Here is a 25907-nt window from a genome sequence, read left to right as displayed (position 1 = left end):
GTGGCGGCAGAAGGGCACGGGCCGGGCCCGCCAGGGCTCGAGCCGTTCGCCACAGTGGACCGGTGGCGGTGTGGCCCTCGGCCCGAAGCCGCGGAGCTACCGGCAGAAGACCCCCAAGAAGATGGTGCAGCTGGCGTTGCGCTCTGCGCTCAGCGACCGGGCCCGCGAAGGCCGGGTGGCGGTCGTGGAGTCGTGGGACTTCGACGAGCCCAAGACGCGACTGGCACGTGAGGCGCTCGGCGAGCTCGGGTGGGAGGGCAAGGTGCTCGTCGTCGTAGGACCCCACGAGGAAGCGGTGATCAAGTCGTTCCGCAACCTTCCCGACGTGCAGCTGCTGCTGGCGAACGAGCTCAACGCCTACGACGTGCTGTGCAACGACTGGGTCGTGTTCACCCGCGCCACGCTGCCGTCCGTGACCGATACGGAGGATGCATGAGCGACGCACGCGACATCATCATCCGCCCCGTCGTGAGCGAGAAGTCCTACGGGCTGCTCGACGCGGGTGTGTACACGTTCGTCGTCGCGCCCGATGCCAACAAGCTCCAGATCCGCGAGGCGGTGGAGAGCATCTTCAACGTGCGCGTCACCAAGGTGAACACGCTGAACCGCAAGGGGAAGCGGAAGCGCAACCGCCGCACCTTCACCTTCGGCAAGCGGTCCGACACGAAGCGGGCCATCGTCACGCTCGCCGCGGGCGACCGCATCGAGCTGTTCGAGAGTTAGGCCGGTCGAATGCCCCTCCGCAAACGCAAGCCCACGAGCGCCGGTCGACGGTTCCAGACCGTCTCCGACTTCTCGGAGATCACGAAGTCCACGCCGGAGAAATCGTTGCTCGCGCCCAAGCCCAAGTCGGGTGGGCGCAACAACCGAGGCAAGAAGACGGCCCGGCACCGCGGGGGCGGCCACAAGCAGCGCTACCGCATCGTCGACTTCAAGCGCAGCAAGGACGGCGTGCCCGCCAAGGTGGCGGCCATCGAGTACGACCCCAACCGCAACGCCCGCATCGCGCTGCTCCACTACCTCGACGGCGAAAAGCGCTACATCATCGCCCCTGCCCGGGTGAAGGTCGGCGACATGCTGCAGAGCGGCCAGGGCTCGGAGATCCGGCCCGGCAACGCGCTGCCGCTCCGCTACATCCCGGTGGGGACGACCGTGCACAACGTCGAGCTCAAGCCGGGCGCGGGGGGAAAGATGGCCCGCGGCGCGGGGTCGAGCATCCAGCTCGTGGCCAAGGAGGGAGACTTCGCCACCCTGCGGCTGCCCAGCACCGAGATGCGCCGGGTGTCGATCGACTGCCGGGCGACCGTCGGTGAGGTCGGCAACCCGGAGGCCGAGCTCACCTCGCTGGGAAAGGCGGGCCGCAACCGATGGAAGGGCGTGCGCCCACAGACGCGCGGCGTCGCCATGAACCCGGTCGACCACCCATTGGGCGGCGGCGAAGGCAAGTCGTCGGGTGGGCGCCATCCGGTGTCGCCGTGGGGCCAGCCCGAGGGCCGCACCCGCGACAAGAACAAGCCGAGCCAGAAGCTCATCATCCGGCGCCGCCGCACGCGCGGCTCGCGCCGGTGAACCGGCCATGAAAGCAGAGAGATGCCTCGAAGTCTGAAGAAGGGACCGTTCGTCGACGAGCACCTGCTCAAGAAGGTCGACGACCTCAACACCCGCAACGAGAAGCGCGTGATCAAGACGTGGTCGCGGCGCTCCACGATCATCCCCGACATGGTGGGCCACACCATCGCCGTGCACGACGGCCGCAAGCACGTGCCGGTCTACGTCACCGAGTCGATGGTGGGGCACAAGCTCGGAGAGTTCGCGCTGACGCGCACGTTCCGGTTCCACGCGGGCCAGGAACGGGCGGGGCGGAGGTAGGCGTGCCCGGGCCCAAGCTCAACGAGTACCCGGCCGCGCGACCGGGTGTGAAGCGGCTGCCAGTCACGGCCGAGCAGCCAAGGGGCGCGCGGGCGCGTGCCCGCTACATGCGGATCTCGGCGTACAAGGTGCGGCAGGTGCTCGACCTCATCCGGGGCCACGACGTCGACCGGGCCGTCGACATCCTGAAGTTCTGCGAACGAGATGCGGCTCTCGTGGTGGGCAAGCTCCTCAACGCGGCCGTCGCCAACGCGGCCAAGAACCACGAGCTGCACGAGCCGGAGGAGCTCTACGTCTCGGCCTGCTACGCCGACGAAGGTCCCACGCTCAAGCGCTGGCGGCCTCGTGCGCGGGGCCGGGCCACGCGGATTCGCAAGCGCACGTGCCACATCACCGTGATCGTGAGCCGCCTTCCGGACGTCGAGCTGCAGCGGCGGCGCTCGTCCGACACCGCCGCATCCGCGGCGCGCCGCCGCCGGATCGCGGGGCAGAAGGCGGCGGCGGAGCGCACGCGCACCCGCCGGCGCCGCGCCGACGCGGGCACGCCCGAGGACGTCGAGGGCGCGGACCTGGTGGAGACCGACGAGCTCACCGACGCGGCCGACGCCGTCCCGGCCGACGACGCGCCGGAGCTCGAGCAGACCGACGCCGAGACCGAGACGGAGACCGAATCCGAGGCGGTCGAGGATGGCGGCACGGCCCGGGAGGCCGTGCAGGATGACCGCGCGACCGACGAGTCGTCCGGAGGCGACGAGCCGGAAGGCTCGCCGGCGAAGGACGAGGAGGAATAGATGGGTCAGAAGGTCAACCCCTACGGCTTCCGGCTGGGAGTCACCACCGACTGGAAGTCGCGGTGGTTCAGCGATCGCGAGTACCGCGACTACCTGATCGAGGACTACAGGATCCGCGATTACCTGATGAAGCAGCTGCCCCACGCCGCCATCAGCCGGGTCGAGGTCGAGCGCACACGCGACCGGCTGCGCATCGACGTCCACACCGCGCGTCCGGGCATCGTGATCGGGCGTCGCGGCGCCGAGGCCGACCGCCTCCGCACCGATCTGGCGAAGATGACCCACAACCCCAAGGTCCAGCTCAACATCCAGGAGATCAAGCAGCCCGAGCTCGACGCGGCGCTCATCGCCCAGGGTGTCGGTGACCAGCTCGCCGGGCGCGTGAGCTTCCGCCGGGCGATGAAGCGGGCCGTGCAGACCGCGCAGAAAGCCGGCGCGCAGGGGATCCGGGTGCAGTGCTCGGGCCGCCTCGGCGGCTCCGAGATGGCGCGCAGCGAGTGGTACCGCGAGGGTCGGGTGCCCCTTCACACCCTGCGGGCCGACATCGACTACGGCTTCCGCGAGGCGCGCACGACGTTCGGTCGCATCGGCGTGAAGGTGTGGATCTACAAAGGCGACATCCTCCCCTACAAGACGTCGGCGGAGGACAAGATCAGCCGCGAGGCCGCCATGGCCGTGGGGGAGACGTCGGGCCAGGTCCGGCCCCGCCGGGTGATCTCGGCCGGTGGCGGACGCCGGCGGCCCGATCAACCCGAGCCCGGCGCGGCGCCGGCCGAGCCGGGGCCGTCCCCGAGCGAGGAGCCGGGCACCACCGAGGAGATGGCGCCTGTCATCCGCGAGGCCGATCCCGAGCTCGAGCGGCTCCTGGCCGAAGAGGAAGAGATCGAGCGGCGCACCCGCCAGCCCCACGAGACGCCTCACTTCCGCTCGGACGAGGAGTGACCGCGTCATGTTGATGCCCAAGCGCCAAGGGCGGCACCCAGGTGACCTTCGGCGACTACGGCATCCAGGCGCTGGAGCCCGGTTGGATCACGGCCCGCCAGATCGAGGCCGCCCGCATCGCCATGACCCGTCACATCAAGCGCGGTGGCAAGGTCTGGATCAACATCTTCCCCGACAAGCCGGTTACCGAGAAGCCGGCGGAGACGCGGATGGGCTCGGGCAAGGGCAACCCCGAGCACTGGGTCGCGGTCGTGAAGCCGGGCCGGATCATGTTCGAGCTCGCGGGTGTCAACGAGACGCTGGCGAAGGAGGCCTTGAGCCGGGCCATCCAGAAGCTCCCGATCAAGGCGAAGTTCGTGACCCGCTCGGAGGACATCTGATGCCGGGGAGCGCCGAGCTGCGCGAGATGGACGACCAGGAGCTTCTCGACAACCTGGCCTCGGCTCAGCAGGAGCTGTTCAACCTTCGCTTCCAGCACGTGACCGGACAGCTCGACAACTACTCCCGCCTGAACGCCGTGCGCAAGGACATCGCCCGCCTGCACACGATCCTCCGCGAGCGCGAGATCGCCGAGGCGGAACAACAGGAGAGCTCGAATGGTTGACGAGCCGAGCAGCGGCCCCGCTTCGCGGCCCAATCGGCGCAAGGTGCGCGAAGGCACGGTGCAATCGGCGGGCATGGACAAGACCGCGGTGGTCTCCGTGGTCGAGCGCGTCCGCCACCCCCGCTACAACAAGACGGTGCAGCGCACCAAGCGCATCTACGCGCACGACGAGCTCAACGACGTGCGGGTCGGCGACCGGGTGCGCGTGCAGGAGACGCGGCCGCTCTCGAAGCTCAAGCGGTGGAGAATCGTCGAGGTCCTCGAGAGGGCGAAGTGATCCAACAAGAGACGCGGCTTCGGGTCGCGGACAACTCGGGAGCCAAGGAGGTGCTCTGCATCAAGGTGCTCGGTGGGTCGAAGCGTCGTTACGCGTCGATCGGCGACGTGTTCGTCGCCACGGTGAAGGACGCGATTCCCGGCGCCGCCGTGAAGAAGGGCGACGTGGTGCGATGCGTCGTCGTGCGCACCAAGAAGGAGAAGCGCCGGCCCGACGGGTCGTACATCCGCTTCGACGAGAACGCAGCCGTGCTGATCAACGAGCAGCTCCAGCCCCGCGGTACCCGCATCTTCGGGCCCGTCGGACGCGAGCTGCGCGACAAGAAGTTCATGAGGATCGTCTCGCTGGCACCGGAGGTGCTGTAGGTGAAACTGCGCAAGGGCGACCGGGTGGTCGTGCTCACAGGCAAGGACCGAGGCAAGGAAGGCGACGTCATGCGCGCCCTGCCCGACAAGGGCAAGGTCATCGTCGAGGGCGTCAACATCGTCAAGAAGCACCAGAAGCAACGGCGCGCCACCCTGCAGGCCGGCATCATCGACAAGGACATGCCGCTGCCGGTGTCGGCGGTGGCTCTGGTGTGCAAGACGTGCGGGCGCTCGCGTGTCGGCTACAAGTTCGACGCGCAGGGGCGCAAGCTCCGCATCTGCAAGAAGTGCGGGGACGAGGTCTGATGGCGCCGGATGACACCGCTACGCGCGAGCGGCCGCGGCTCAAGCAGCGCTACGACGACCAGCTCCGCGATCAGCTCAAGGAGCGGCTGGGCCTGGCCAACATCATGCAGGTGCCCCGCCTCGACAAGATCGTGGTCAACATGGGCGTCGGACGGGCGACCGGTCAGCCGTCGCTGCTGGAGGGAGCGGTCGCCGACCTCACCGTCATCACCGGACAGAAGCCGCTCGTCACCAAGGCCACCAAGTCCATCGCCGGCTTCAAGCTGCGCGAGGGCAACAGCATCGGGGCGAAGGTCACGCTGCGAGGCGATCGCATGTGGGAGTTCCTCGACCGGCTCATCAGCCTCGCCATCCCCCGCGTCCGCGACTTCCGCGGCCTCTCGCCGACCAGCTTCGACGGACGCGGCAACTACACGTTCGGTGTCACCGAGCAGCTCATCTTCCCCGAGATCGACTACGACAAGGTCGACGCGACCCGGGGCATGGACATCACCATCGTCACCACCGCCCGTACCGATGCCGAGGGGCGAGCCCTGCTCGACGCCTTCGGCTTCCCGTTCCGACGCGAAGGACAGCCGCAGTAATGGCCAAGAAGGCATTGATCCAGAAGCAGCAGCGCAAGCCCAAGTTCAAGGTGCGGGGCTACACCCGCTGCCGCCGTTGCGGACGGCCACGCGCCGTCTATCGCCAGTTCGCGCTCTGCCGCATCTGCCTCCGCGAGATGGTGCACGCGGGCGAGGTGCCGGGCGTGACGAAGGCGAGCTGGTGAGGGGAGGCTGCACATGACGATGACCGACCCCATCGCCGACATGCTCACGCGGCTGCGCAACGCCAACGTGGCCCAGCACGACTTCGTGCGCATGCCCTCGTCGAAGCTCAAGGAGGCGCTGGCCGCCATCCTCGAGCGCGAGGGCTACATCGCGGGCTACCAGGTGAACGACGACTCGACGCGTCCGGGTCGCACGCTCGAGGTGACGATGAAGTACACGTCGGAGCGCGTGCCGAGCATCTCGGGACTGCGCCGGGTGTCGAAGCCGGGTCTGCGCGTGTACATCAAGGCCGACCGGCTCCCCCGCGTGCTCGGCGGCCTCGGCGTCGCCGTCCTGTCCACCAGCCAGGGCCTCATGACCGACCGCGAGGCGCGCAAGCGCCGCGTCGGCGGCGAGGTCCTCTGTTACGTGTGGTGAGCGAATGTCGCGTGTAGGACGATCACCGATCAACATCCCGTCGGGCGTCGAGGTCGCCCTGGGTGGCCGCGAGATCACGGTCAAGGGGCCCCGAGGTTCGCTGTCGCGCTCGTTGCCGCCCGACATCACCGTCCGCCAGGACGGAGCGGTGCTGCTCGTCGAGCGCCCGAGCGACGAGCGCATGCACCGGGCCCTCCACGGGCTCACCCGCTCGCTCGTCAACAACATGGTCGTGGGCGTCACCGAGGGCTTTCGCAAGGACCTCGAGATCGTCGGCGTCGGTTACCGGGCGACGGCTCAGGGCCCGTCGAAGGTCGACCTCGCGCTCGGTTTCAGTCACACGATCTCCGTCGACGCCCCCGACGGCATCACCTTCGAGGTACCGGCACCGACGCGCATCTCGGTGCAGGGGATCGACAAGGAGGTCGTGGGCCAGGTGGCCGCCGACATCCGCCGCATCCGCAAGCCCGAGCCCTACAAGGGCAAGGGCGTGCGGTACGCGGGTGAGGTCGTGCGCCGCAAGGCAGGAAAGGCCGCGAAATGACGATCTCGGCCAACGACAAGCGGCAGGCGCGTCTGCGGCGCCACCACCGCGTGCGGAAGAAGGTGCGCGGCACGGCCGAGCGGCCGCGCCTCGCGGTGTTCCGTTCGAACCGTCACATCACCGCGCAGGTCATCGACGACCTGTCCGGGCACACGCTCGCCGCGGCCAGCACGGTCGAGGCGGACCTGCGCGCCGGGCCCACGGCCAACAAGGACGCGGCGGTCACCATCGGACGCTTGGTGGCGGAACGGGCCAAGGCCGCCGGCGTCGAGCGGGTCACGTTCGACCGCGGCGGCTTCCTCTACCACGGACGGGTGGCGGCGGTCGCCGACGCCGCCCGCGAAGCAGGTCTGGAGCTGTAATGGCAGAAGGTCAGTACGAAGAGCGCGTCATCAACATCAACCGTGTCGCCAAGGTGGTGAAGGGTGGACGGCGCTTCTCGTTCACCGCCCTGGTGGTGGTCGGTGACGGCGCGGGCAAGGTCGGCCTCGGCTACGGCAAGGCGAAGGAGGTGCCCGCCGCCATCCAGAAGGGCATCGAGGAGGCGAAGAAGAACCTCTTCGCCGTACCGCTCGCGGGCAGCACCATCACCCATCCCATCCTGGGCGAGCGGGGCGCGGGACGGGTGCTGCTGAAGCCGGCCGCGCCCGGCACCGGCGTCATCGCCGGCGGCGCGGCGCGCGCCATCCTCGAGGCGGCCGGCGTGCACGACATCCTGGCCAAGTCGCTCGGCTCGTCGAACGGGATCAACGTGGCCCACGCCACCATCGCCGGCCTGCGGGGCTTGAAGCGGCCGGACGAGGTTGCGGCGCTGCGCGGCAAGACACCCGAAGAGGTCACGCCCTCAGGCGTGCTGCGCGCCTACCGCGAGAGCGAGCGCGGTCCCCACGCGCCCACCGAGGTGGCGTGATGTCACCGGCCAAGAGCAGCAAGAAGGCGCCGGCCACCGTGAAGGTGACCCAGGTGCGGTCGGCGATCGGCACCAAGCCCAAGCACCGTGGGACCCTCCGCGCGCTCGGGCTGGGTCGCATCGGCAAGACGAACGTGTTGCCCGACCGCCCCGACACCCGGGGAATGATCGCCCGCGTTCCCCATCTGATCCGCGTGGAGGAGATGAAGTGAGCTCCATGAGCACAGGCTGGTGCACCCGTGAAGGTTCATGACCTGAAGCCGCCCGCGGGGTCGGCCCGGCCGGGCCGGCGGGTGGGGCGCGGCATCGGCGGCAAGGGCGGCAAGACCGGCGGGCGCGGCATGAAGGGCCAGGGCGCCCGGGGCAGCGTGCCTCCCGGCTTCGAGGGCGGGCAGACGCCCCTCAGCCTGCGGATCCCCAAGCTCAAGGGCTTCAAGAACCCCTTCCGGGTGGAGTACGCGGTGGTCAACCTCGACACCCTCGACTCGATGGAGGGCGACGAGATCACACCCGACACCCTGCGGGCCCGGGGCCTCGTGCACAAGCAGGGCCTGGTGAAGGTGCTCGGCCGGGGTCAAATCGGACGCGCGGTGCAGGTCAAGGCGCACGCCATCTCCGCGTCGGCCGAGCGGGCCATCACCGCCGCAGGCGGTAGCGTTGAGATCCTGCCTCCGCCGTTCGGCCACGGTCGTCCGCCGGCGAAGGGGAACGCGCTCACCAACCGTTAGTCCGCTCCACAGCCAGCATCGCCACACAGCCAGCATCGCCACGAACCCGCCCGCTGAGGTCCGCCCGTGTTCAGCAGCCTGAAAAACATGTTCAAGGTTCCGGACCTGCGGAACAAGATCTTCTTCACCCTGTTCATCATCGCCGTCTACCGCCTGGGCGCGAACGTCACCGTCCCGGGAGTGAGCTTCGCTGCGGTGAAGGACCTGGAGAGCCAGTCGAAGACGGGCGTGCTGGGCTTCCTCAACCTGTTCTCGGGCGGGGCGCTCACGCGCATCGCGGTCTTCGCCCTCGGCATCATGCCGTACATCACCAGCTCGATCATCATGCAGCTGCTGGCGGTGGTCATCCCGAAGATCGAGCAGTGGCAGAAGCAGGGCGCGGTCGGGCAGAAGAAGATCACCCAGTGGACCCGGTACATGACGGTGGGCCTGGCCATCCTCCAGGCCACGGGCATCGCCTACCAGATGAACAACGGCATCCTCTTCGGCCGGGGCGGCACCACTCAGCTGCCCAACGGCGAGAGCCTGATCCCGAACTTCGACGTGCCCCACGTGGCGCTGATCGTCCTCACCATCACCGCAGGCACCGCGGTTGTGATGTGGATGGGCGAGCTCGTCACCCAACGGGGGGTCGGCAACGGGATGTCGATGCTCATCTTCACCAACGTGGTCAGCACGATGCCTGCGCAGTTCGCGAACATCAAGGCCACGGCCGGCTTCGCGCTCTTCACCGTCGTGATGATCATGGGCCTGGCGATGATCGTGGCCATCGTGTTCGTCGAGCAGGGCCAGCGTCGGATCCCGGTGCAGTTCGCCAAACGCCAGGTAGGGCGGCGGATGTACGGAGGTCAGAGCACCTACATCCCACTCAAGGTGAACTCGGCGGGCGTCATCCCGATCATCTTCGCCAGCTCGGTGCTCTACTTCCCCGTGCTGCTCTCCAACGTCATCCAATGGAAGGGCATCAGCAACTTCATCAACAACAACCTGTTGCGGCCGGACAACTTCATCTACATCTCCATCTACGGTCTGCTGATCATCTTCTTCACGTACTCCTACACGGCCATCACATTCGACCCGCACCAGCAGGCCGACCTCATCAGAAAGCAGGGTGGGTTCATCCCCGGCATCCGGCCCGGTCCTCCGACCGAGCGGTACCTGGGTCAGATCCTCAACCGCATCACCCTGCCGGGCTCGCTGTTCCTCGCCGCCATCGCCATCATTCCCCAGATCGTCCTCGCGGTCCGGGGCGTGCAGAACTTCCCGTTCGGTGGCACCACGATCCTGATCTCGGTCGGCGTGGCTCTCGAGACGATGAAGCAGATCGACAGCCAGCTCATGATGCGGAACTACGAGGGATTCCTGAAATAGGTGGTCCCCGGAGCGAGGCTGGTGCTGCTCGGCAAACAGGGGGCGGGGAAGGGGACGCAGTGTGTGTCGTTGTCACGCCACTACGTGATCGCGCACATCTCGACGGGCGAGATCTTCCGTGCGGCCGCCAAGTCGGGCACCGAGTTCGGCCGGAAGGCCAAAGAGTTCATGGACGCCGGTGAGCTGGTGCCCGACGACGTCGTGAACGGGCTGGTCCGCGAGCGGCTGACCAAGGACGACACGAAGCGCGGCTTTCTCCTGGACGGCTACCCGCGCAACGTGCAGCAGGCCGAGACGCTCGACCGCATGCTCGGTCCCCGGGGCATCGACCTGGTGATCGACATCGAGGTGGCGACCGACGTCGTGCTCAAGCGGCTGGCCGGCCGGCGGGTCTGCGTCGACTGCGGCACCAACTACAGCGTCGACACGCCGCCCCGGGACGACTGGACCTGCGACCGGTGCGGGGGAAAGGTCATCCAGCGCGAAGACGACACGGAGCACGCGATCAAGCGGCGGCTTCGCCTCTACGAGGAGCAGACCGAGCCCCTCATCGCCTGGTACATGGGGTGCGACAAGCTGGTGTCGATCGACGGGGTCGGCGCGACCGAGCGGGTCACCGCCCGAATCATCCAGGCCATCGACGCGAGGATGCGCCATGCGTAGGAGCTGCCATGCGTAGAAGCCGGGACGAGATCGCCAAGATGCGCAGGGCCGGTCGGGTCGTGGCCGAGATGCACGAGCGCTGCACCGCGGCCGCCCGTCCGGGGGTCACCACCCAGGAGATCGACCGGGTGGCCCGCGAGGTGCTGGAGCGCCGCGGGGCCCGCTCCAACTTCCTCGGCTACGGCCCGGCGGACAACCCCTTCCCTGCCGTGATCTGCACATCGCCCAACCACGTCATCGTGCACGGCATCCCGGGGCCCTACCGCCTGCGCGAGGGCGACATCCTCTCGCTCGACTGCGGGGCCATCATCGAGGGCTACCACGGTGACGCCGCCGTCACCATCCCCGTCGGCGAGATCAGCGCCGAGGCCCACAAGCTGCTCGAGGTCACCCGGCAGAGCCTGGATGCGGGCATCGAGCGGATCCGAGACGGAAGCCGGCTCTACGACATCGGCGAGGCGGTGCAGACGGTGGCCGAGGGGGCAGGGTTCTCTGTCGTCCGGGAGTACGTGGGCCACGGGATCGGCACCGCCATGCACGAGCCCCCGCAGATCCCCAACTACAAGCCCCCCGGCAACCGGGGCATCAAGATCAAGGTCGGCCACGTCTTCGCGGTGGAGCCGATGGTCAACGCAGGCGACCCGGAGACGACCCTGCTCGAGGACGGGTGGACGGTGGTCACCACCGACGGGAGCCTGAGCGCCCACTTCGAGCACACCATCGCAGTCACCGACGACGGGCCTGAGGTGCTCACGGTGCCGGATTGAGCTAGGATGCCCGGTTGGCGAGCGGTTGGGCCGCACCTTCTTCGCGCCGCCGCAGTCCCGCCGTTTTGTCCACAGTTTCCCGCCGGACCCCTGCTTTTCTCGAAGGAGCCTCACCTGCCCAAGCCCAAGGAAGACGCGATCGTGCTGGAGGGGACGGTCGTCGAGCCCCTCCCCAACGCCATGTTCCGCGTCGAGCTGGAGAACGGCCACAAGGTGCTGGCCCACATCTCGGGCAAGATGCGGATGCACTACATCCGGATCCTCCCGGGCGACCGCGTGCAGGTCGAGCTCACCCCCTACGACCTCAGCCGGGGTCGGATCACCTACCGGTACAAGTAGGGCCCGTGAAGGTTCGTCCCAGCGTCAAGCGGATCTGCGAGAAGTGCAAGGTCATCCGTCGGCGAGGTCGCGTCATGGTGATCTGCCCCAACCCCCGGCACAAGCAGCGGCAAGGCTAGGAGCGCGCAGTGGCCCGTATCTCAGGCGTCGACATCCCCCGCGAGAAGCGGCTCGAGATCGCCCTCACCTACATCTTCGGCATCGGGCGCACCCGGGCGCAGGAGGTGTGCCGGCGCGCGGGGATCGACATGTCCACCCGCGTCCGTGACCTGACCGACGAAGAGGTCTCGCGGCTCCGCAACGACATCGACTCCAACCTGAAGGTCGAGGGCGACCTGCGTCGCGACGTCGCCCAGGACATCAAGCGCAAGATCGAGATCGGCTGCTACCAGGGCATCCGCCACCGCCGCGGGCTGCCGGTGCACGGACAGCGCACCCACACCAACGCCCGCACCCGCAAGGGCCCGAAGAAGACCGTCGCCGGCAAGAAGAAGGTTCGTAAGTAATGCCGAAGCCCAAGCCAGGTGGCCGGCGGCCCCGCCGCCGCGAGCGCAAGAACGTGAGCTACGGCGTCGCCCACATCAAGAGCTCGTTCAACAACACGATCGTCTCCATCACCGACCTCGAGGGAAACGTGCTCGCGTGGGCGTCGGCGGGCAACGTCGGCTTCAAGGGCTCGCGCAAGTCGACGCCGTTCGCGGCCCAGCTGGCCGCCGAGGCGTGTGCGCGGCGAGCCATGGAGCACGGCGTCCGCAAGGTCGACGTCCTCGTGAAGGGCCCGGGCTCGGGTCGCGAGACCGCGATCCGCTCGCTGCAGAACACCGGGATCGAGGTCTCGGGCATCAAGGACGTCACACCCATCCCCCACAACGGCTGCCGCCCACCGAAGCGGCGGAGGGTCTGATGGCGCGCTACACCGGTCCCGCGTGTCGCCTGTGCCGGCGCGAGAAGATGAAGCTGTTCCTCAAGGGCCCCAAGTGCGACTCGATGAAGTGCCCGATCGAGCGCCGCCCGTACCCGCCGGGTGAGCACGGCCGTGGTCGCATCCGCGAGTCGGAGTACCTGCTCCAGCTGCGCGAGAAGCAGAAGGCGCGTCGCATCTACGGCGTGCTCGAGAAGCAGTTCCGCAACGTCTACGCCGAGGCCAACCGGCAGGGCGGCATCACGGGCGAGAACCTGTTGCGCATGCTCGAGCAGCGTCTCGACAACGTGGTCTACCGGGCGGGGTGGGCTGCCAGCCGGGCCCAGGCCCGCCAGTTCGTGCGCCACGGGCACGTGAACGTGAACGGGCGTCGAGTCACCATCCCCAGCTATCAGGTCCGCAAGGGCGATGCGGTCGAGGTGCGCGAGAAGTCGCGCAGCATGATCGTCGTCCGGCACAACATCGACACCATCGACCGCAGCGTGCCGCCGTGGCTCGAGAAGAGCGGCGAAGGCCTCGTGGCCACCGTGCGCGATCTCCCGTTGCGAGAACACATCGACGTGCCGGTGCGCGAGTCACTCATCGTCGAGCTCTACTCCAAGTAGCCCCCGCGTGGCCGCCGGGACGCCGGCGGCGAAGGAAGGTTCACAATGCTGATCATTCAGCGCCCGACGGTCGAGCCGTTGGGCGAGGCCGAAGGCAACCGTCAGCGGTTCGACATCGCACCGCTCGAGCCCGGCTTCGGCCACACCCTCGGCAACTCGCTCCGGCGCACGCTGCTGTCGTCGATCCCCGGTGCAGCCGTCACCCAGGTGCGCTTCGACGACTCGTTGCACGAGTTCGCCACCATCCCCGGGGTGAAAGAGGATGTCACCGACATCATGCTCAACCTCAAGGACCTGGTGCTGACGGTGGAGGCCGACGAACCCGTCACCCTCCGCCTCGATGCGAGGGGCCCGGCCGAGGTGACGGCGCGCGACATCCAGCTCACGGCCGACGTGGAGGTGCTCAACCCCGGGCTGCACATCGCCACGCTCAACGGCAAGGCCCGGTTGGCCATCGACATCACCGTGGAGCGGGGTCGGGGCTACGTGTCGGCCGAGCGCAACAAGAAGTCGACCACCATCGGGGTCATCCCCGTCGACTCGATCTTCTCGCCCGTGCGCCGGGTCGCGTTCAGCGTCGAGCCGACCCGCGTCGAGCAGGCAACGAACTACGACCGCCTCACGCTCGACATCGAGACCGACGGCTCGATCTCACCCAAGGAGGCGCTGGCCTCGGCGGGCGACACGCTGCGCTCACTCGTCGGTCTGGTGGCGGACATGAGCGAGGCGCCCCAGGGCCTCGAGTTGGGCGACGTCGGGTCCGTCGCGAGCGGCTCGCCCGACCTCGACCACCCCATCGAGGACCTCGACCTCTCCGAGCGTCCCCGGAACTGCCTCAAGCGCGCCCAGGTCAACACCGTCGGGGAGCTGGTGGAGAAGACCGAGGACGACCTGCTCGCCATCACCAACTTCGGCCAGAAGTCACTCGACGAGGTCATCCAGAAGCTCGACGAGCGGGGCCTGTCGCTGCGGGTGAAGGAGGGCTAGGCCGGTGCCCGCGACTCCGAAGAAGGGACGCCGCTTCGGGGGTGGCGCCGCTCACCAGAAGGCGATGATGGGCAACCTGGTGGCGTCGCTGATCGCGGCCGAGGGCCTCGTCACCACCGAGGCGAAGGCCAAGGCGCTGCGCCCGGTCGCCGAGAAGATGGTCACCAAGGCCAAGAAGGGTGGCGTCGACCACCAACGTCAGGTCGTCGCGTTCATCCGCGACAAGGACATGGCCCACAAGCTCTTCACCGAGATCGCCCCGCGCTACGAGGAGCGCTCCGGGGGCTATACGCGGATCCTCAAGCTCGGGCCCCGTCACGGGGACAACGCGCCGATGGCGCGCATCGAATTCGTGTGACTCTCTTCGAAGCACCGGCCGAGTCACGGCCGGCGCTTCGCGTACGGCTCCTCATCGCTTACGACGGCCGCGGGTTCCACGGGTTCGCGTTGCAGCGGGGTGTCGACACCGTCGCCGGCGCGGTCGCGGGTGCCCTCGAGCGGGCGCTCGGACATCCGGTCGAGATCACGTGCGCCGGGCGCACCGACACGGGCGTGCACGCGTGGGGCCAGGTGATCCACTTCGACACGACGACGCCCGCGGCGGACCTCGACCTCGAGAAGCTGCAGCGGGCGGTGAGCTCCATATGCGGGCCCGCGATCGTCGTGCGCGCCGCCGAGATCGCCGCCGAGGGCTTCGACGCCCGCCGCTCGGCGCGGGCGCGGCGCTACCGCTACACGGTGCTGAACCGTCCCGTCGCCGACCCGTTCCTCGCCGCGACGAGCTGGCACGTGCCCGACCCGCTCGACCGGCGCGTCCTCGACCTGACGTGTGATCCCATCATCGGCGAGCACGACTTCACGTCGTTCTGTCGCGCCCCGAAGGGCGTGAAGGACTACTCGATGGTGCGCCGGGTCGTCGACGCGCGATGGACCGACATCGGCGACGGCCTGGTCCGCTTCGACATCGAGGCCAACTCGTTCTGCCACCAGATGGTGCGCTCGCTCGTGGGCACCATGGTCGAGATGGGCCGGGGCCACAAGACCGCGGGGCAGATGGCGGCCATCCTCCGGGCCCGTTCCCGAGCCGCGGCGGGCGACCTCGCACCACCGCACGGGCTGTGCCTCTGGGATGTCGTCTACTGAGGCGAGACGTCGTAGCCCGCGCCGCGTAACCCGGCGACGACCTCGTCGCGGTGCTGGGGATCGCGGGTCTCGACGGTGACGAGCACCTCGACGCGATCGAGCGGGAGCGCGACGCCGGATCGGTGGTGCTCGACGGACAGCACGTTCAGGCCCATCTCCGCCACCGCGCCCGTGAGCCCGGCCAGGGCGCCGGGGCGGTCGTCGAGGACGATCCGCAACCGCAGATAGCGGCCCGCCGCGGTGAGGCCGTGGTTGATGAGCTTGATGAGCAGCAGGGGATCGACGTTCCCTCCCGACAGCACCGCGACGACCGGACCGGTACCGGGCACCTTGCCGGCGAGAAGTGCCGCGAGCGTCACCGCGCCGGCCGGCTCGACCACCGCCTTGGCCCGCTCGAGAAGCAGCAGGACGGCGCGGCTGATGTCCTCCTCGGTGACCGTGACGATGTCGTGCACGTGGGCGCGGATGTGGGCCATGGTCAGCTCGGACGGCGACTTGGCGGCGATGCCGTCGGCCATGGTGGCCACCCGGTCGAGGCACACGAGCCGGCCCGCGTCGAGCGAGGCGCGCACCGCCGCCGCGCCCGCGGCCTCCACGCCGACGACGCGGACGTCGGGACGGGTGCACGCGAGCGCGGTCGCGACGCCGGAGATGAGGCCCCCGCCGCCGACGGCGACCACGACGACCTCGGCCTCGGGCGCCTCGTCGGCCAGCTCGAGGCCGACGGTGCCCTGCCCCGCGATCACGAGCGGGTGGTCGAACGGGGGCACGTAGACCGCACCGACCTCCTCCGCGTACCGGTTGGCGGCCGCGAGCGCGTTGTCGACCGCGCCGCTCTCGAAGCGCACGGCTGCGCCGTAGCCGCGGGTGGCCTCGATCTTCGGCAGGGCGGCGTTGGCCGGCATGAAGATCGTGGCGCGGCGACCGGTCAGCGACGCCGCGAGCGCCACGCCCTGCGCATGGTTACCCGCCGAGCCGGCGACCACCTCGAGGGCGTCGGCAGGCAGGCGGGAGACGAGGTTGTAGGCACCCCTGATCTTGAACGAGCCGGTGCGCTGGAGGTGCTCAGGCTTGAGCATCACCGGACGGCCGAGCCGCCGGCTCAGGCTGTCGGAGCGGTCGACGGGCGTGGGCCGGATGATCCCGGCGATGCGCCGGCGGGCGTCACGCACGTCGTCGAGGGTGATCATTCGCTCGAGTCGATCGTACCGACGTTTGCCCGAGGTACCGGCCGCCCGTAGAATCTCCGGGTTCGCCCACGCTCGAGACGAGAGGACAGCGTGCGCACCTTCTCCCCGAAGGCCTCCGACATCCAACGCGCCTGGCACGTCGTCGACGCCGACGGCCTGGTGCTCGGTCGCATGGCCTCAGAGGTGGCGCGGATCCTCCGCGGCAAGCACAAGCCGATCTTCGCCCCCCATGTCGACACCGGCGACCACGTGATCGTCGTCAACGCGACCCGGGTCGTGCTCACGTCCGACAAGAGCGAGAAGCGTCTCGTCTACCGTCACTCGGGGTACCCCGGGGGCCTCAAGCGGCGCACCTACGGCGACCTGCTCGCGGCCAAACCCGAAGACGCGATTCGCCGGTCGGTGCGCGGCATGTTGCCCAAGGGCCCCCTCGGCCGGAGCATGCTCAAGAAGCTCAAGGTCTACAGCGGTCCCACCCATCCGCACGCGGCGCAACAGCCGCAGGCGCTCATCATCGAGCACGCCCGCCACACCACCGCCGAATCCTGAGGCGAAGCGAGGAACGACGTTGCCCAAACCCCTCACGCAGTCGACCGGACGCCGCAAGCAGGCGGTGGCGCGCGTGCGCCTCCGTCCGGGCAGCGGCCAGATCACGGTGAACCGGCGCAAGCTGACCGACTACTTCCCGTCGGAGACCCACCGCATGATCGTCACCGAGCCGCTGCGCCTCACGACCACCGCTGAGGTCTACGACGTCGACGCGACGATCGCCGGTGGCGGGATCACGGGTCAGGCCGGCGCCCTGCGCCTCGGCATCGCACGCGGGCTCATCGATCTCGACGCAGAGCTGCGCAGCGCGTTGAAGCGAGCCGGCTTCCTCACTCGTGACGCGCGCGAGAAGGAGAGCAAGAAGTACGGCCTGAAGAAGGCCCGCAAGGCGCCGCAGTACTCGAAGCGGTAGTGAGGCCGCGCTGACGCTCCGCTTCGGCACCGACGGCGTGCGCGGTGTCGCCAATGCCGACCTCACACCGGAGCTGGTCGTCGCTCTCGGCCGGGCCGCCGCCAGGGTTCTGGGACCCGGGCCCTTCATCGTCGGCCGCGACACCCGCGTGTCCGGACCGCTGCTGCGCGCCGCGTTGACGGCCGGGATCACAGCCGAAGGCGACGACGTCGTCGATCTCGGGATCCTCCCGACGCCGGGTGTCGCCGCCCTGTCGGCGGCGGACGGTCTCCCGGCCGCCATGCTCTCGGCGTCGCACAACCCGTTCTCCGACAACGGGATCAAGTTCTTCGCGGCCGGGGGGCGCAAGCTGGGCGACGACGCGGAGCGGGCGCTCGAAGCCGAGCTCGACCGCGTGCTGCGCGACGGGCCGCCTGCAGAGCCACCTACCGGCGCCGACGTCGGTGCGATCACGTCCGGGCTCGGCGGGCGCGAGCGCTACGAGGCGAGCGTCATCGCCACCCTCGAAGGGCGACGGCTCGACGGCTTGCGCGTCGTCATCGACTGTGCCCACGGCGCGGCGTTCGCGGTGGCACCGAGCGTGCTCGGCCGGCTCGGTGCTGATGTGACGGTCCTCAACGCGAGACCGGACGGGACGAACATCAACGCGCATTGCGGGTCGACGCACCCCGAGGGGCTCCAGCACCGCGTCGTGGCCGAAGACGCGCAGGTCGGGCTCGCCTTCGACGGTGACGCGGACCGCGTGCTCGCCGTCGACCACCAGGGCCGGCTCGTGGACGGCGACCAGCTGGTCGCGCTCTGCGCGCTGGACCGGCGTGACCGGGGCCTGCTCGTGGGTGACACCGTCGTCGTCACCGTGATGACCAACCTCGGGTTCCGGCTGGCGATGGCCGAACGCGGCATCAAGTGCGTGGAGACCCAGGTCGGCGATCGCTACGTGCTGGAGGCGTTGGAGGAGGGAGCCTGGTCGCTCGGGGGCGAGCAGTCGGGCCACGTGATCTTCCGCGACCTGGCGACGACGGGCGACGGTCTCCTCACGGGCGTGCAGGTCCTCGACGTCGTCGCCCGCAGCGGTCGGCCCTTGGCCGAGCTGGCGGCGGTGATGACCCGACTCCCCCAGGTGCTCCGCAACGTCCGGGTGGCCGATCGCGACGGGCTCGATGCCGCCGATGCGCTGTGGTCGGAGGTGCGCGACGCAGAGGCCGCGCTCGGCGACCACGGTCGCGTGCTCATACGGCCGAGCGGCACCGAGCCGGTGGTACGCGTGATGGTCGAGGCGCCTACCCTGGAGGACGCGGAGGCGGTGACCGCCCGCCTCGTCGCCGCGGTCGAGCGTTCCCTGGGCCCGAGCGGCCCTTAGAGCGGGGTGCACAGGGCCCGAGCGGCCCTTCGAGCGGGGTGCACAGGGCCCGGGTCGGGAGCCGTAGCCTGGAGAGATGTGCGGGATCGTGGCCGTCGTCCGTCGCCCCGGCAGGCGAGCCGTCCCCGACCTGCGCGCGCTGACGTCGGAGCTCGCGGAAGCCGCGTCCCTGCTCGGACCGACGCTGGGCTCGATGGAGCCGGCCGACGTCGTACGAGCGGTGCGGCGGGCCGCCGGCGGAGTCGAAGGCGTCGACCGGCAGCTGGGAGGCACGGCGGGGTTGCGAGCGCTGCTCGTCGCGCCGGTCGATGACCTCGACGGGCCCGCCGGGGAGCTCGAAGCCGGGATCGCCCGGATCGAGCGGCTCCTCGACGCGGAGGGGGTGCGCTTCGGGAGCCACATCGAGGCGGTGAACGTGTCCCTCGAGCAGCTGAAGGACTCGGTGTGGGCCGTGCGCAACGACCGCCTCCGTACCGCTCGGGCCGTGGCGGAGTTGACCGGGCCCGAACCTTCGGTGGCGGCGATCGAGGCCTGCGCGTCGATCCAGATCGCGCTGTCCGCGCTCGACCGGTTGGAGGTGCGCGGCCGTGACTCTGCGGGCGTGCACGTGACCGTCGAGGGACACGGGCTCGACCTCGAGGCTCCCGCGGTGCGCGCGCAGCTGTCCGAACGCACATCCGACCGCCTGTTCAGGTCGACCGCGGTGCGGCTGAGCGACGGGCACCTGTGCTTCGTCTACAAGGCGGCGGCCGAGATCGGTGAGCTGGGCGACAACACGCGTGCCATACGTCAGGCCATCGTGTCCGACGAGCTCCTGCGTCTGGCCCTTCGTCACGACGACGCACAGGCGACGGTGCTCGCGCACACCCGATGGGCGAGCGTCGGGATCATCTCCGAGGCCAACGCCCACCCGGTCAACCAGGAGGAGCACGACCGCGACGGGCCCTACGTGGTCGCGGCCCTGAACGGCGACGTCGACAACTACGCGCAGCTGCGCGACGCGGCGGGCCTGCGCCTGCCGCCGGAGTTCACGACCGACGCGAAGGTGATCCCCGCGCTCGTGTCGCGCCGCCTCGTGGACGAGCCCGATCTCGCCGAAGCCTTTCGCCGTACGGTTGCCTCGTTCGACGGATCCGTCGCCATCGCCGCCGGGTCGACGAAGGCACCCGGACAGGTGCTTCTGGCGCTGCGTGGCAGCGGACAGGCGCTCTACGTCGGACTGGCCGAGGACGCCTACGTGGTGGCGAGCGAGCCGTACGGAGTCGTGGAAGAGACGTCGACGTACCTGCGGATGGACGGCGAGACGTCGCCCGGTGCGTCCGCGCCGGGCCAGATCGTGGTGTTGGACCGCGCCGGCGCAGGCACGTCGGAGGGAATCCGGCGCTTCGCGTACGACGGCACTCCGCTGCCGGTCCACGACGGCGACCTCACCACCGCGACGATCACGACCCGCGACATCGATCGCGGCGACTTCCCTCACTTCCTCCTCAAGGAGCTGTCGGAGGCCCCGCAGTCGTTCCGCAAGACGCTCCGGGGTCGCATCGAAGAGCACAACGGCAGGCTGGCCGTGGCCCTCGGGCGAGAGGCGCTTCCCGACGCGATCGTGGAGCGACTGCGCGACCGCACCATCCGGCGCGTCCTGGTGATCGGGCAGGGGACCGCGGCGGTGGCGGGTCAGGCGATCGCCGCCGCGATCGACGGTGAGGTCGGCGCGGCGCGACTGCGCGTCGGGGCGCTCCCCGCAACCGAGCTGTCGGGCTTCGCCCTCGACGACGACATGTCCGACGTCCTGCTCGTCGCGGTGAGCCAATCCGGCACCACGACCGACACCAATCGCACCGTCGACCTGGTGCGCGCGCGCGGCGCGAGCGTGATCGGCATCGTCAACCGGCGGAACAGCGACCTCGTGGAGAAGGCGCACGGGGTCCTCTACACGTCCGACGGGCGCGACGTCGAGATGAGCGTGGCTTCGACCAAGGCCTTCTACGCGCAGATCGCGGCCGGCTACCTGCTCGCGCTCGCCATCGCTGCCGCGCTGAGCCCCGAGGACCGAGGTGCGCACCACGAGCTGCTCGCGGCGCTCCGCGACCTCCCGGCGGCCATGGACCGGGTGCTGGCGCGGCGCGACGAGATCGCGGATGCCGCTCAGCGTCACGCGCCGGGCCGGCGCTACTGGGCGGTCGTGGGCAACGGGCCCAACCGGGTCGCCGCGCAGGAGATCCGGATCAAGCTCTCCGAGCTCTGCTACAAGTCGATCGCCTGCGACACCACCGAGGACAAGAAGCACATCGACCTCTCGTCGGAACCGCTGATCCTCGTGTGCGCGGCGGGACTCGAGGGCCCCAACGCCGACGACGTCGGCAAGGAGGTCGCCATCTACCGGGCCCATCGGGCGGCCCCCGTCGTCATCGCGACGGATGGTCAACGGGCGTTCACCGCTGCGCTCCAGACCCTTCGCGTCCCGAAGACCCATCCGCGGTTGGCGTTCGTGCTCTCGGCGATGGTGGGTCACCTGTTCGGCTACGAGGCCGCGCTCGCGATCGACGGGCAAGCGCGCATCCTCCGCGAGGCGCGCGCCGCGATCGAGGCCTCCGTCGCGGCCGGCTACGACGGCCACCGCGTGCTGGAGCAGCTCGCGCCGGCGCTCGAGCCACTGACGTCGCGCTTTCTCGACGAGGTGCGCGCCGGCTCCTACAACGGCCACCTCGAGGCCAGCACCGCGGTTCGAGTGGCCGCGCTGCTCCGCTACGCCACGGGCATCGCGCCGCTCGAGGCGTACGCGGTCGACTCCGGCAAGGTGGGTACGCCGGGCGCACTGATCGAGGACCTCACCGAGGCGCTGACCCGGGCCATCGAGGAGCTCACCCGGCCCATCGACGCGATCAAGCACCAGGCCAAGACGGTGACCGTGGGGATCTCGCGTTCGGAGGACGCGCTGTTCGAGGCGCCCCTCGTGCGCCAGGTGCTGACGACGGGCGTCGCCCGAGACTGCCTCAGCTACCGGGTGCTGCGGACGCTCGCCGGTCTCGACCCCTCGGTCGCCGAGGTCACGGGCTTCACGCGGTACCGCATCGAAGGTGACGTCGGCGACAATCTGGCGACCGTCCACGTCGTCGACAAGGGTGGCATCGCGGCCGATCTCGTCTCGCGGACCGAGCGCGACCCGCGGTTGCGCGGTACCAAGCACACGGTGGCCAGCGACCACGAGGTGATGGTGGCCCGCGGCCGCAACGACGGGCGCACGGTGGTGATCGTGCCCGAGAGCAAGGACACACACGTCACCGGGCTCGCGCTCCTGCATGTCCGGTTCCACGACCGCCTCACGGCCGAGGCGGCGCGTTCGGTGCTGAAGGCGTACCGGGGCCGCTACGACGCGCTACGCGACACCGTCACCGAGACCGAGCCCTCGTTCGACGAGGACGAGCTCGCCGCGCTCCCGGTCGTCGACCTGCTGACCGCGCCGATGCACACCCTTGCGGACCACTGGCGCGCATGAGCGAGGCGGTCCAATCCGCGGGTGCGTCCCGGCGGTCGTGATCGGTATCGGCATCGACGCCGTGGAGGTCGACCGCTTCCGGCGGGTGCTGGCGCGCACGCCGGGCGTCGCCCGCCGGCTCTTCACCGAGTCGGAGCGGGCGTACGGCGATCGGAAGCGTGACCCGGCCGAGCGACTGGCCGCGCGGTTCGCGGCCAAGGAAGCGGTGATGAAGGCGCTCGGCGTGGGGCTGGGCGCATTCCCCTTCCACGACGTCGAGGTGGTGCGGGCCCCGTCCGGCCAGCCCGTGCTCGAGCTCCGCGGGCGCGCCGAGGCGCTCGCCCGGCAGCTGGGCGTCACGGGCTGGCGCCTCTCGCTGACGCACACCCACCGCGTCGCCGAAGCAATCGCCGTGGCTCTCTAATGGTGGCTCCCGGCTCCTGTCAGGCGGGAGCCCTTCCCACCGCTCCTCGCTTCGCTGCGGGCGGCGGGCCCCTTCCCACCTGCCACCCGCTCGCTCGCGTTGATGGAACCGGCCAGCGGCCGGTGCTGCTTTGATCCCTGTCCTGACGCCGGAGGAGATGAAGCGGGTCGACCAGGCCGCGCCCGAACCCGTCGACGTGCTGATCGGCCGGGCGGGGGCCGCGGTCGCCCGCGTCGCGCTCGACATGCTCGGCGGCGCGTACGGACGCCGGGTGGTCGTCGTCGCAGGGAAGGGGAACAACGGCGCCGACGGACGGGTCGCGGCCGAATGCCTGCAGCGCCGGGGTGTGCGGACGCGCGTCTTCGACGCGGCGGACGCGCCGAAGGTCGTTCCGCCGTGCGACCTCGTCGTCGACGCCGCGTACGGCACCGGCTCTCGCGGCGCGTACGACGCGCCCGACACCGACGGCGCTCCGGTGCTCGCCGTCGACATCCCATCGGGTGTCGACGGGCTCACGGGGGAGGCGCAGGATGGCGCCGTCCAGGCCGATGTCACGGTGACCTTCGCCGCGTTGAAGCCGGGCCTCGTGCTCTCGCCCGGCGCGGAGCGCTCCGGTCGCGTCGAGCTGGTCGACATCGGGCTCGACGTCTCGGGCGCGACGGCCCACCTGATCGAGGCCTCCGACGTGCGGGCCTGGCTACCCGAGCGCGCACCCGACGCCCACAAGTGGCGGAGCGCTGTGTGGGTGGTCGCGGGATCGCGCGGCATGACGGGTGCGGCCGACCTCTGCGCGCGCGCCGCCATGCGCGCCGGGGCGGGGATGGTCCGCTTGGGCGTGCCCGGGCTGGAGCGACCGGAGCCACCCCTCGAGGTCGTGGGGCGGGTGCTGCCGGCCGGCAACTGGGACGGCGAGGTGCTCGAGGAGCTCGACCGATTCCGCACGCTGCTGCTCGGTCCCGGCCTGGGTCGCACCGACGCGACCCGTGACGCGGTGCGTGCCCTCGTCGCGGCCGCGCCGGTGCCGCTGATCGTCGACGCCGACGGTCTCGTCGCGCTGGGCGACGCTGACGCGGCGGCCGGGGCCATCGCGCCCCGCCGTCACCCGACGGTGCTCACGCCGCACGAAGGCGAGTTCGGCGGGCTGGCCGGCAACCCGCCGGGCCCCGATCGCATCGGCTCGGTGCGGGCGTTGGCGCGCCGCACGGGCGCGACCGTGCTGCTCAAAGGGTCGACCACCGTCGTGGCCGCGTCCGACGGTCGCATGCTGCTGGAGAACGAGGGCGACGCCCGGCTCGCCACCGCCGGTACCGGCGACGTGCTCTCCGGAGTCGTGGCCGCCTTCCTGGCCCAGGGTCTCGACGGGCCCGAGGCCGCGGCCGCGGCCGCCTTCGTCCACGCCACCGCGGGCCACCTAGGCTGGCGCCGGGGCCTGGTGGCGGGCGACCTGATCGACCTCCTGCCGGCCGCGCTGAGCCGTCTCGACCCGTAGCACCGACCGCAGCGCACCGAGGACCAGCGTCACCGAGACCAGCGTCACCCGAAGATCAGCCCGAGGAGACCCATGCCGAGGAGCACACCCGTCCGCCAGCTGATGACCACCGACGTCGTGACCTTCCGGCCCGACGACACCGTGGAGTCGGCCGCTCGTGTGCTCACCGAGCGGCGCCTCGGCGGGGGTCCCGTCGTCGACGCCGAGGGCCACGTGCTCGGGCTCTTGGAGGACGACGATCTCATCGTGCAGGACGCCAAGCTCCACTTCCCGACGGTCATCACGGTGCTGGGCGCCTATATCGAGCTCCCGTCGTCGCAGCGCCACTTCGAGGAGGACCTACGCAAGGCGGTCGGCGTGACAGTGGTCGACGTGATGGACCCCACCGCGCCCACGTGCGGGGAGGACGACACGCTCGAACAGGTCGCCACGGTCATGCACGACCGCAACCTGTCCCGCCTTCCGGTCGTGCGCGCTGGCAAGCTGGTGGGCATCATCTCCCGAGGCGACGTCGTGCGGGCCCTCGTGCAGCCCTGATGGCGCTCCGTCCCGCGTGGGCCGAGGTCGATCGCGCCGCGATCCGCCACAACACGCGGCTCATCGTCGAGCGGGTCGCGCCGGCTCAGGTGTGCGCGGTCGTGAAGGCCCACGGCTACGGGCACGGTCCGGTGCAGGTTGCCGACGCGGCCCTGCGCGCGGGTGCCACGTGGTTGGGCGTCGCCCTGGTGGAGGAGGGTGCGCACCTGCGTTCGGCAGGTCAGTTCACCGAGCCGATCCTCCTGCTCTCCGAGCCCCCCTGCTCGCAGATGGACGCCGCGGTGGCCCACGGCCTCACGCCGACCCTCTACACCGCGGCTGCCGTCGATGCCGCGGCGAAGGCGGTGGCGGCGTCCACGCGACGCGAGCCCCTGCCGGTACACGTCAAGGTCGACAGCGGCATGCACCGCGTGGGGGCACGTCCTGACGCGGCGGTGCGGCTCGCGCTGGCCGTCCACGACTCGCCCGAGCTGCGGCTCGAAGGGCTCTGGACCCACCTGGCGGTGGCCGACGAGCCCGACCACCCGTTCACCACCACGCAGATCCAGCGGTTCGGCGCGGTGGTCGACGAGTTGGCTGCGCACGGCGTCCGCCCGCAGCTGTTGCATGCGGCCAACTCCGCGGCCGCGCTCACCCGACCGGACGCGCGCTACGACATGGTGCGCTGCGGCATCGCGCTCTACGGCCTCACCCCGAGCCCACAGCTCGGCGCCGTCGCCGACCTCCACCCGGCGCTGGCGCTCAAGGCGCGGGTGGCGCTCGTGAAGCGCGTCGACGCGGGGGAGGCTGTCTCGTACGGCTTGCGCTACCGGCTCGACAAGGTCTCCCACGTCGTCACCGTGCCAATCGGCTACGCCGACGGCGTGCCCCGGCGGTTGGGGGCGGTGGGCGGAGAGGTGCTCATCGGCGGTCGCCGCCGACCCATCGCGGGCACGGTCACGATGGACCAGATCACCGTCGACTGTGGCGACGACGACACCGTCGTCGCCGGCGACGAGGTCGTGCTCATCGGGCGACAGGGTGACGAGGAGATCACCGCGTGGGACTGGGCCACGCGCCTCGACACCATCGCCTACGAGATCGTGAGCGGCATCAGCCGCCGAGTCCCGCTCGACTACCCGTGAGGCACGCGACGAGTTGCACCGCCTGAT

The 25907-nt window shown here is 70.2% G+C and carries 38 protein-coding genes and 1 pseudogene; 38 read left to right on the top strand and 1 reads right to left on the bottom strand.

The window, feature by feature from the left end:
- The 30 genes and pseudogenes from rplD to truA form a co-directional block, all read left to right on the top strand.
- A partial coding sequence (gene rplD / locus E6G06_19615) for a 50S ribosomal protein L4 (protein TML86975.1) occupies positions 1–436 on the top strand: 436 nt, incomplete at its 5' end.
- Positions 433–723, top strand: coding sequence for a 50S ribosomal protein L23 (locus E6G06_19610; GenBank protein TML86971.1), 291 nt, complete (start codon positions 433–435; stop codon positions 721–723). The genes rplD and E6G06_19610, both read left to right, overlap by 4 nt.
- A 9-nt stretch (positions 724–732) precedes the next feature.
- Entirely contained in the window at positions 733–1569 is an 837-nt protein-coding gene (gene rplB / locus E6G06_19605; protein TML86970.1) for a 50S ribosomal protein L2, read from the top strand.
- Positions 1570–1590: 21 nt separating this feature from the next.
- A complete protein-coding gene (gene rpsS, locus E6G06_19600; protein TML86969.1) occupies positions 1591–1869 on the top strand; it encodes a 30S ribosomal protein S19 in 279 nt (92 codons plus the stop codon).
- A gap of 107 nt (positions 1870–1976) precedes the next feature.
- A pseudogene (locus tag E6G06_19595) lies at positions 1977–2378 on the top strand (50S ribosomal protein L22).
- Between the two features lie 282 nt (positions 2379–2660).
- Positions 2661–3602 (top strand): 30S ribosomal protein S3, encoded by a 942-nt coding sequence (gene rpsC / locus E6G06_19590; protein TML86968.1) that lies wholly within the window; start codon positions 2661–2663, stop codon positions 3600–3602.
- Between the two features lie 41 nt (positions 3603–3643).
- Positions 3644–3982 carry a 50S ribosomal protein L16 gene (gene rplP, locus E6G06_19585; protein TML86967.1) on the top strand — a complete coding sequence of 113 codons (339 nt, stop codon included), beginning with the start codon at positions 3644–3646 and terminating at the stop codon, positions 3980–3982.
- Entirely contained in the window at positions 3982–4206 is a 225-nt protein-coding gene (locus E6G06_19580; protein TML86966.1) for a 50S ribosomal protein L29, read from the top strand. Before rplP ends, E6G06_19580 begins: the two co-directional genes overlap by 1 nt.
- Positions 4199–4483: a 30S ribosomal protein S17 gene (gene rpsQ / locus E6G06_19575; GenBank protein ID TML86965.1), complete on the top strand. Its 285-nt coding sequence runs from the start codon at positions 4199–4201 to the stop codon at positions 4481–4483. The genes E6G06_19580 and rpsQ overlap by 8 nt, the downstream gene beginning before the upstream one ends.
- Positions 4480–4848, top strand: coding sequence for a 50S ribosomal protein L14 (gene rplN / locus E6G06_19570; GenBank protein TML86964.1), 369 nt, complete (start codon positions 4480–4482; stop codon positions 4846–4848). The genes rpsQ and rplN overlap by 4 nt, the downstream gene beginning before the upstream one ends.
- A complete protein-coding gene (locus tag E6G06_19565; GenBank protein TML86963.1) occupies positions 4849–5154 on the top strand; it encodes a 50S ribosomal protein L24 in 306 nt (101 codons plus the stop codon). It abuts the gene before it with no gap.
- Positions 5154–5738, top strand: a complete 585-nt coding sequence (gene rplE, locus E6G06_19560) for a 50S ribosomal protein L5 (protein ID TML86962.1) — start codon at positions 5154–5156, stop codon at positions 5736–5738. The genes E6G06_19565 and rplE overlap by 1 nt, the downstream gene beginning before the upstream one ends.
- The gene (locus E6G06_19555) at positions 5738–5923 is read left to right on the top strand and encodes a type Z 30S ribosomal protein S14 (GenBank protein ID TML86961.1); all 186 of its coding nucleotides are present in this window, start codon (positions 5738–5740) and stop codon (positions 5921–5923) included. The genes rplE and E6G06_19555 overlap by 1 nt, the downstream gene beginning before the upstream one ends.
- 13 nt (positions 5924–5936) lie before the next feature.
- Positions 5937–6341 carry a 30S ribosomal protein S8 gene (gene rpsH / locus E6G06_19550; GenBank protein ID TML86960.1) on the top strand — a complete coding sequence of 135 codons (405 nt, stop codon included), beginning with the start codon at positions 5937–5939 and terminating at the stop codon, positions 6339–6341.
- Between the two features lie 4 nt (positions 6342–6345).
- Positions 6346–6885 (top strand): 50S ribosomal protein L6, encoded by a 540-nt coding sequence (locus E6G06_19545; protein ID TML86959.1) that lies wholly within the window; start codon positions 6346–6348, stop codon positions 6883–6885.
- Positions 6882–7247, top strand: coding sequence for a 50S ribosomal protein L18 (locus tag E6G06_19540; GenBank protein ID TML86958.1), 366 nt, complete (start codon positions 6882–6884; stop codon positions 7245–7247). The genes E6G06_19545 and E6G06_19540 overlap by 4 nt, the downstream gene beginning before the upstream one ends.
- On the top strand, positions 7247–7795 hold the full coding sequence (locus E6G06_19535; GenBank protein ID TML86957.1) for a 30S ribosomal protein S5: 549 nt from the start codon (positions 7247–7249) through the stop codon (positions 7793–7795). The genes E6G06_19540 and E6G06_19535 overlap by 1 nt, the downstream gene beginning before the upstream one ends.
- On the top strand, positions 7795–8007 hold the full coding sequence (gene rpmD / locus E6G06_19530) for a 50S ribosomal protein L30 (protein ID TML86956.1): 213 nt from the start codon (positions 7795–7797) through the stop codon (positions 8005–8007). The genes E6G06_19535 and rpmD overlap by 1 nt, the downstream gene beginning before the upstream one ends.
- 27 nt (positions 8008–8034) lie before the next feature.
- Positions 8035–8523: a 50S ribosomal protein L15 gene (locus E6G06_19525; protein ID TML86955.1), complete on the top strand. Its 489-nt coding sequence runs from the start codon at positions 8035–8037 to the stop codon at positions 8521–8523.
- A 66-nt stretch (positions 8524–8589) separates the two neighbouring features.
- Complete coding sequence (gene secY / locus E6G06_19520; protein TML86954.1) at positions 8590–9894, top strand: preprotein translocase subunit SecY; 1305 nt, start codon at positions 8590–8592, stop codon at positions 9892–9894.
- Positions 9895–10557 (top strand): adenylate kinase, encoded by a 663-nt coding sequence (locus E6G06_19515; protein TML86953.1) that lies wholly within the window; start codon positions 9895–9897, stop codon positions 10555–10557.
- Positions 10558–10565: 8 nt separating this feature from the next.
- Complete coding sequence (map, locus tag E6G06_19510; protein TML86952.1) at positions 10566–11324, top strand: type I methionyl aminopeptidase; 759 nt, start codon at positions 10566–10568, stop codon at positions 11322–11324.
- Positions 11325–11438: 114 nt separating this feature from the next.
- Positions 11439–11663 carry a translation initiation factor IF-1 gene (infA, locus tag E6G06_19505; protein TML86974.1) on the top strand — a complete coding sequence of 75 codons (225 nt, stop codon included), beginning with the start codon at positions 11439–11441 and terminating at the stop codon, positions 11661–11663.
- Between the two features lie 5 nt (positions 11664–11668).
- Positions 11669–11782: a 50S ribosomal protein L36 gene (gene rpmJ, locus E6G06_19500; GenBank protein ID TML86951.1), complete on the top strand. Its 114-nt coding sequence runs from the start codon at positions 11669–11671 to the stop codon at positions 11780–11782.
- A 9-nt stretch (positions 11783–11791) separates the two neighbouring features.
- Positions 11792–12169, top strand: coding sequence for a 30S ribosomal protein S13 (gene rpsM / locus E6G06_19495; protein ID TML86950.1), 378 nt, complete (start codon positions 11792–11794; stop codon positions 12167–12169).
- Positions 12169–12567, top strand: coding sequence for a 30S ribosomal protein S11 (rpsK, locus tag E6G06_19490; GenBank protein TML86949.1), 399 nt, complete (start codon positions 12169–12171; stop codon positions 12565–12567). Before rpsM ends, rpsK begins: the two co-directional genes overlap by 1 nt.
- The gene (gene rpsD / locus E6G06_19485) at positions 12567–13190 is read left to right on the top strand and encodes a 30S ribosomal protein S4 (GenBank protein ID TML86948.1); all 624 of its coding nucleotides are present in this window, start codon (positions 12567–12569) and stop codon (positions 13188–13190) included. Before rpsK ends, rpsD begins: the two co-directional genes overlap by 1 nt.
- A 45-nt stretch (positions 13191–13235) precedes the next feature.
- A complete protein-coding gene (locus E6G06_19480; protein TML86947.1) occupies positions 13236–14177 on the top strand; it encodes a DNA-directed RNA polymerase subunit alpha in 942 nt (313 codons plus the stop codon).
- Positions 14178–14181: 4 nt separating this feature from the next.
- On the top strand, positions 14182–14535 hold the full coding sequence (locus E6G06_19475; protein ID TML86946.1) for a 50S ribosomal protein L17: 354 nt from the start codon (positions 14182–14184) through the stop codon (positions 14533–14535).
- Positions 14526–15320: a tRNA pseudouridine(38-40) synthase TruA gene (gene truA, locus E6G06_19470; protein ID TML86945.1), complete on the top strand. Its 795-nt coding sequence runs from the start codon at positions 14526–14528 to the stop codon at positions 15318–15320. Before E6G06_19475 ends, truA begins: the two co-directional genes overlap by 10 nt.
- Here the strand turns inward: truA and E6G06_19465 are convergent.
- Positions 15314–16510, bottom strand: coding sequence for a threonine ammonia-lyase (locus E6G06_19465; GenBank protein ID TML86944.1), 1197 nt, complete (start codon positions 16508–16510; stop codon positions 15314–15316). The genes truA and E6G06_19465 overlap by 7 nt on opposite strands.
- A 90-nt stretch (positions 16511–16600) precedes the next feature.
- Here E6G06_19465 and rplM point away from each other — a divergent pair, with 90 nt between their 5' ends.
- The 8 genes from rplM to alr all read left to right on the top strand — a co-directional run bounded on the left by rplM (position 16601) and on the right by alr (position 25880).
- Positions 16601–17059, top strand: a complete 459-nt coding sequence (gene rplM, locus E6G06_19460) for a 50S ribosomal protein L13 (protein ID TML86943.1) — start codon at positions 16601–16603, stop codon at positions 17057–17059.
- 19 nt (positions 17060–17078) lie between these two features.
- Positions 17079–17471, top strand: a complete 393-nt coding sequence (gene rpsI, locus E6G06_19455) for a 30S ribosomal protein S9 (protein ID TML86942.1) — start codon at positions 17079–17081, stop codon at positions 17469–17471.
- A gap of 10 nt (positions 17472–17481) precedes the next feature.
- Complete coding sequence (glmM, locus tag E6G06_19450) at positions 17482–18831, top strand: phosphoglucosamine mutase (protein TML86941.1); 1350 nt, start codon at positions 17482–17484, stop codon at positions 18829–18831.
- A 76-nt stretch (positions 18832–18907) separates the two neighbouring features.
- Complete coding sequence (locus E6G06_19445; GenBank protein TML86940.1) at positions 18908–22327, top strand: SIS domain-containing protein; 3420 nt, start codon at positions 18908–18910, stop codon at positions 22325–22327.
- A 37-nt stretch (positions 22328–22364) separates the two neighbouring features.
- Complete coding sequence (locus tag E6G06_19440) at positions 22365–22730, top strand: holo-ACP synthase (protein ID TML86939.1); 366 nt, start codon at positions 22365–22367, stop codon at positions 22728–22730.
- Between the two features lie 130 nt (positions 22731–22860).
- Complete coding sequence (locus tag E6G06_19435) at positions 22861–24219, top strand: NAD(P)H-hydrate dehydratase (protein ID TML86938.1); 1359 nt, start codon at positions 22861–22863, stop codon at positions 24217–24219.
- A gap of 72 nt (positions 24220–24291) precedes the next feature.
- Positions 24292–24756 carry a CBS domain-containing protein gene (locus E6G06_19430; protein ID TML86937.1) on the top strand — a complete coding sequence of 155 codons (465 nt, stop codon included), beginning with the start codon at positions 24292–24294 and terminating at the stop codon, positions 24754–24756.
- Positions 24756–25880 carry an alanine racemase gene (gene alr, locus E6G06_19425; protein TML86936.1) on the top strand — a complete coding sequence of 375 codons (1125 nt, stop codon included), beginning with the start codon at positions 24756–24758 and terminating at the stop codon, positions 25878–25880. The genes E6G06_19430 and alr overlap by 1 nt, the downstream gene beginning before the upstream one ends.
- The last annotated feature ends 27 nt before the right edge of the window (positions 25881–25907 follow it).

The sequence above is a fragment of the Actinomycetota bacterium genome (assembly GCA_005888325.1).
Taxonomy (GTDB): Bacteria; Actinomycetota; Acidimicrobiia; order Acidimicrobiales; family AC-14; genus AC-14.
The sequence above is the reverse complement of the archived record's forward strand: the minus strand, read 5'-3'. Positions and strand labels throughout refer to the sequence as shown.

Excerpts from the sequence above, each read along its gene's own strand:
- E6G06_19580 (TML86966.1), top strand. The coding sequence starts at position 3,982 with ATGCCGGGGAGCGCCGAGCTGCGCGAGATGGACGACCAGGAGCTTCTC.
- E6G06_19535 (TML86957.1), top strand. The coding sequence starts at position 7,247 with ATGGCAGAAGGTCAGTACGAAGAGCGCGTCATCAACATCAACCGTGTC.
- rpsD (TML86948.1), top strand. The coding sequence starts at position 12,567 with ATGGCGCGCTACACCGGTCCCGCGTGTCGCCTGTGCCGGCGCGAGAAG.
- map (TML86952.1), top strand. The coding sequence starts at position 10,566 with ATGCGTAGAAGCCGGGACGAGATCGCCAAGATGCGCAGGGCCGGTCGG.
- E6G06_19540 (TML86958.1), top strand. The coding sequence starts at position 6,882 with ATGACGATCTCGGCCAACGACAAGCGGCAGGCGCGTCTGCGGCGCCAC.
- rpsC (TML86968.1), top strand. The coding sequence starts at position 2,661 with ATGGGTCAGAAGGTCAACCCCTACGGCTTCCGGCTGGGAGTCACCACC.
- E6G06_19430 (TML86937.1), top strand. The coding sequence starts at position 24,292 with ATGCCGAGGAGCACACCCGTCCGCCAGCTGATGACCACCGACGTCGTG.
- rpsS (TML86969.1), top strand. The coding sequence starts at position 1,591 with ATGCCTCGAAGTCTGAAGAAGGGACCGTTCGTCGACGAGCACCTGCTC.
- E6G06_19480 (TML86947.1), top strand. The coding sequence starts at position 13,236 with ATGCTGATCATTCAGCGCCCGACGGTCGAGCCGTTGGGCGAGGCCGAA.
- rpmD (TML86956.1), top strand. The coding sequence starts at position 7,795 with ATGTCACCGGCCAAGAGCAGCAAGAAGGCGCCGGCCACCGTGAAGGTG.
- rplE (TML86962.1), top strand. The coding sequence starts at position 5,154 with ATGGCGCCGGATGACACCGCTACGCGCGAGCGGCCGCGGCTCAAGCAG.
- E6G06_19555 (TML86961.1), top strand. The coding sequence starts at position 5,738 with ATGGCCAAGAAGGCATTGATCCAGAAGCAGCAGCGCAAGCCCAAGTTC.
- rpsK (TML86949.1), top strand. The coding sequence starts at position 12,169 with ATGCCGAAGCCCAAGCCAGGTGGCCGGCGGCCCCGCCGCCGCGAGCGC.
- rpsH (TML86960.1), top strand. The coding sequence starts at position 5,937 with ATGACGATGACCGACCCCATCGCCGACATGCTCACGCGGCTGCGCAAC.
- E6G06_19610 (TML86971.1), top strand. The coding sequence starts at position 433 with ATGAGCGACGCACGCGACATCATCATCCGCCCCGTCGTGAGCGAGAAG.
- E6G06_19465 (TML86944.1), bottom strand. The coding sequence starts at position 16,510 with ATGATCACCCTCGACGACGTGCGTGACGCCCGCCGGCGCATCGCCGGG.
- E6G06_19445 (TML86940.1), top strand. The coding sequence starts at position 18,908 with ATGTGCGGGATCGTGGCCGTCGTCCGTCGCCCCGGCAGGCGAGCCGTC.
- E6G06_19545 (TML86959.1), top strand. The coding sequence starts at position 6,346 with ATGTCGCGTGTAGGACGATCACCGATCAACATCCCGTCGGGCGTCGAG.
- alr (TML86936.1), top strand. The coding sequence starts at position 24,756 with ATGGCGCTCCGTCCCGCGTGGGCCGAGGTCGATCGCGCCGCGATCCGC.
- rpsQ (TML86965.1), top strand. The coding sequence starts at position 4,199 with ATGGTTGACGAGCCGAGCAGCGGCCCCGCTTCGCGGCCCAATCGGCGC.
- rplB (TML86970.1), top strand. The coding sequence starts at position 733 with ATGCCCCTCCGCAAACGCAAGCCCACGAGCGCCGGTCGACGGTTCCAG.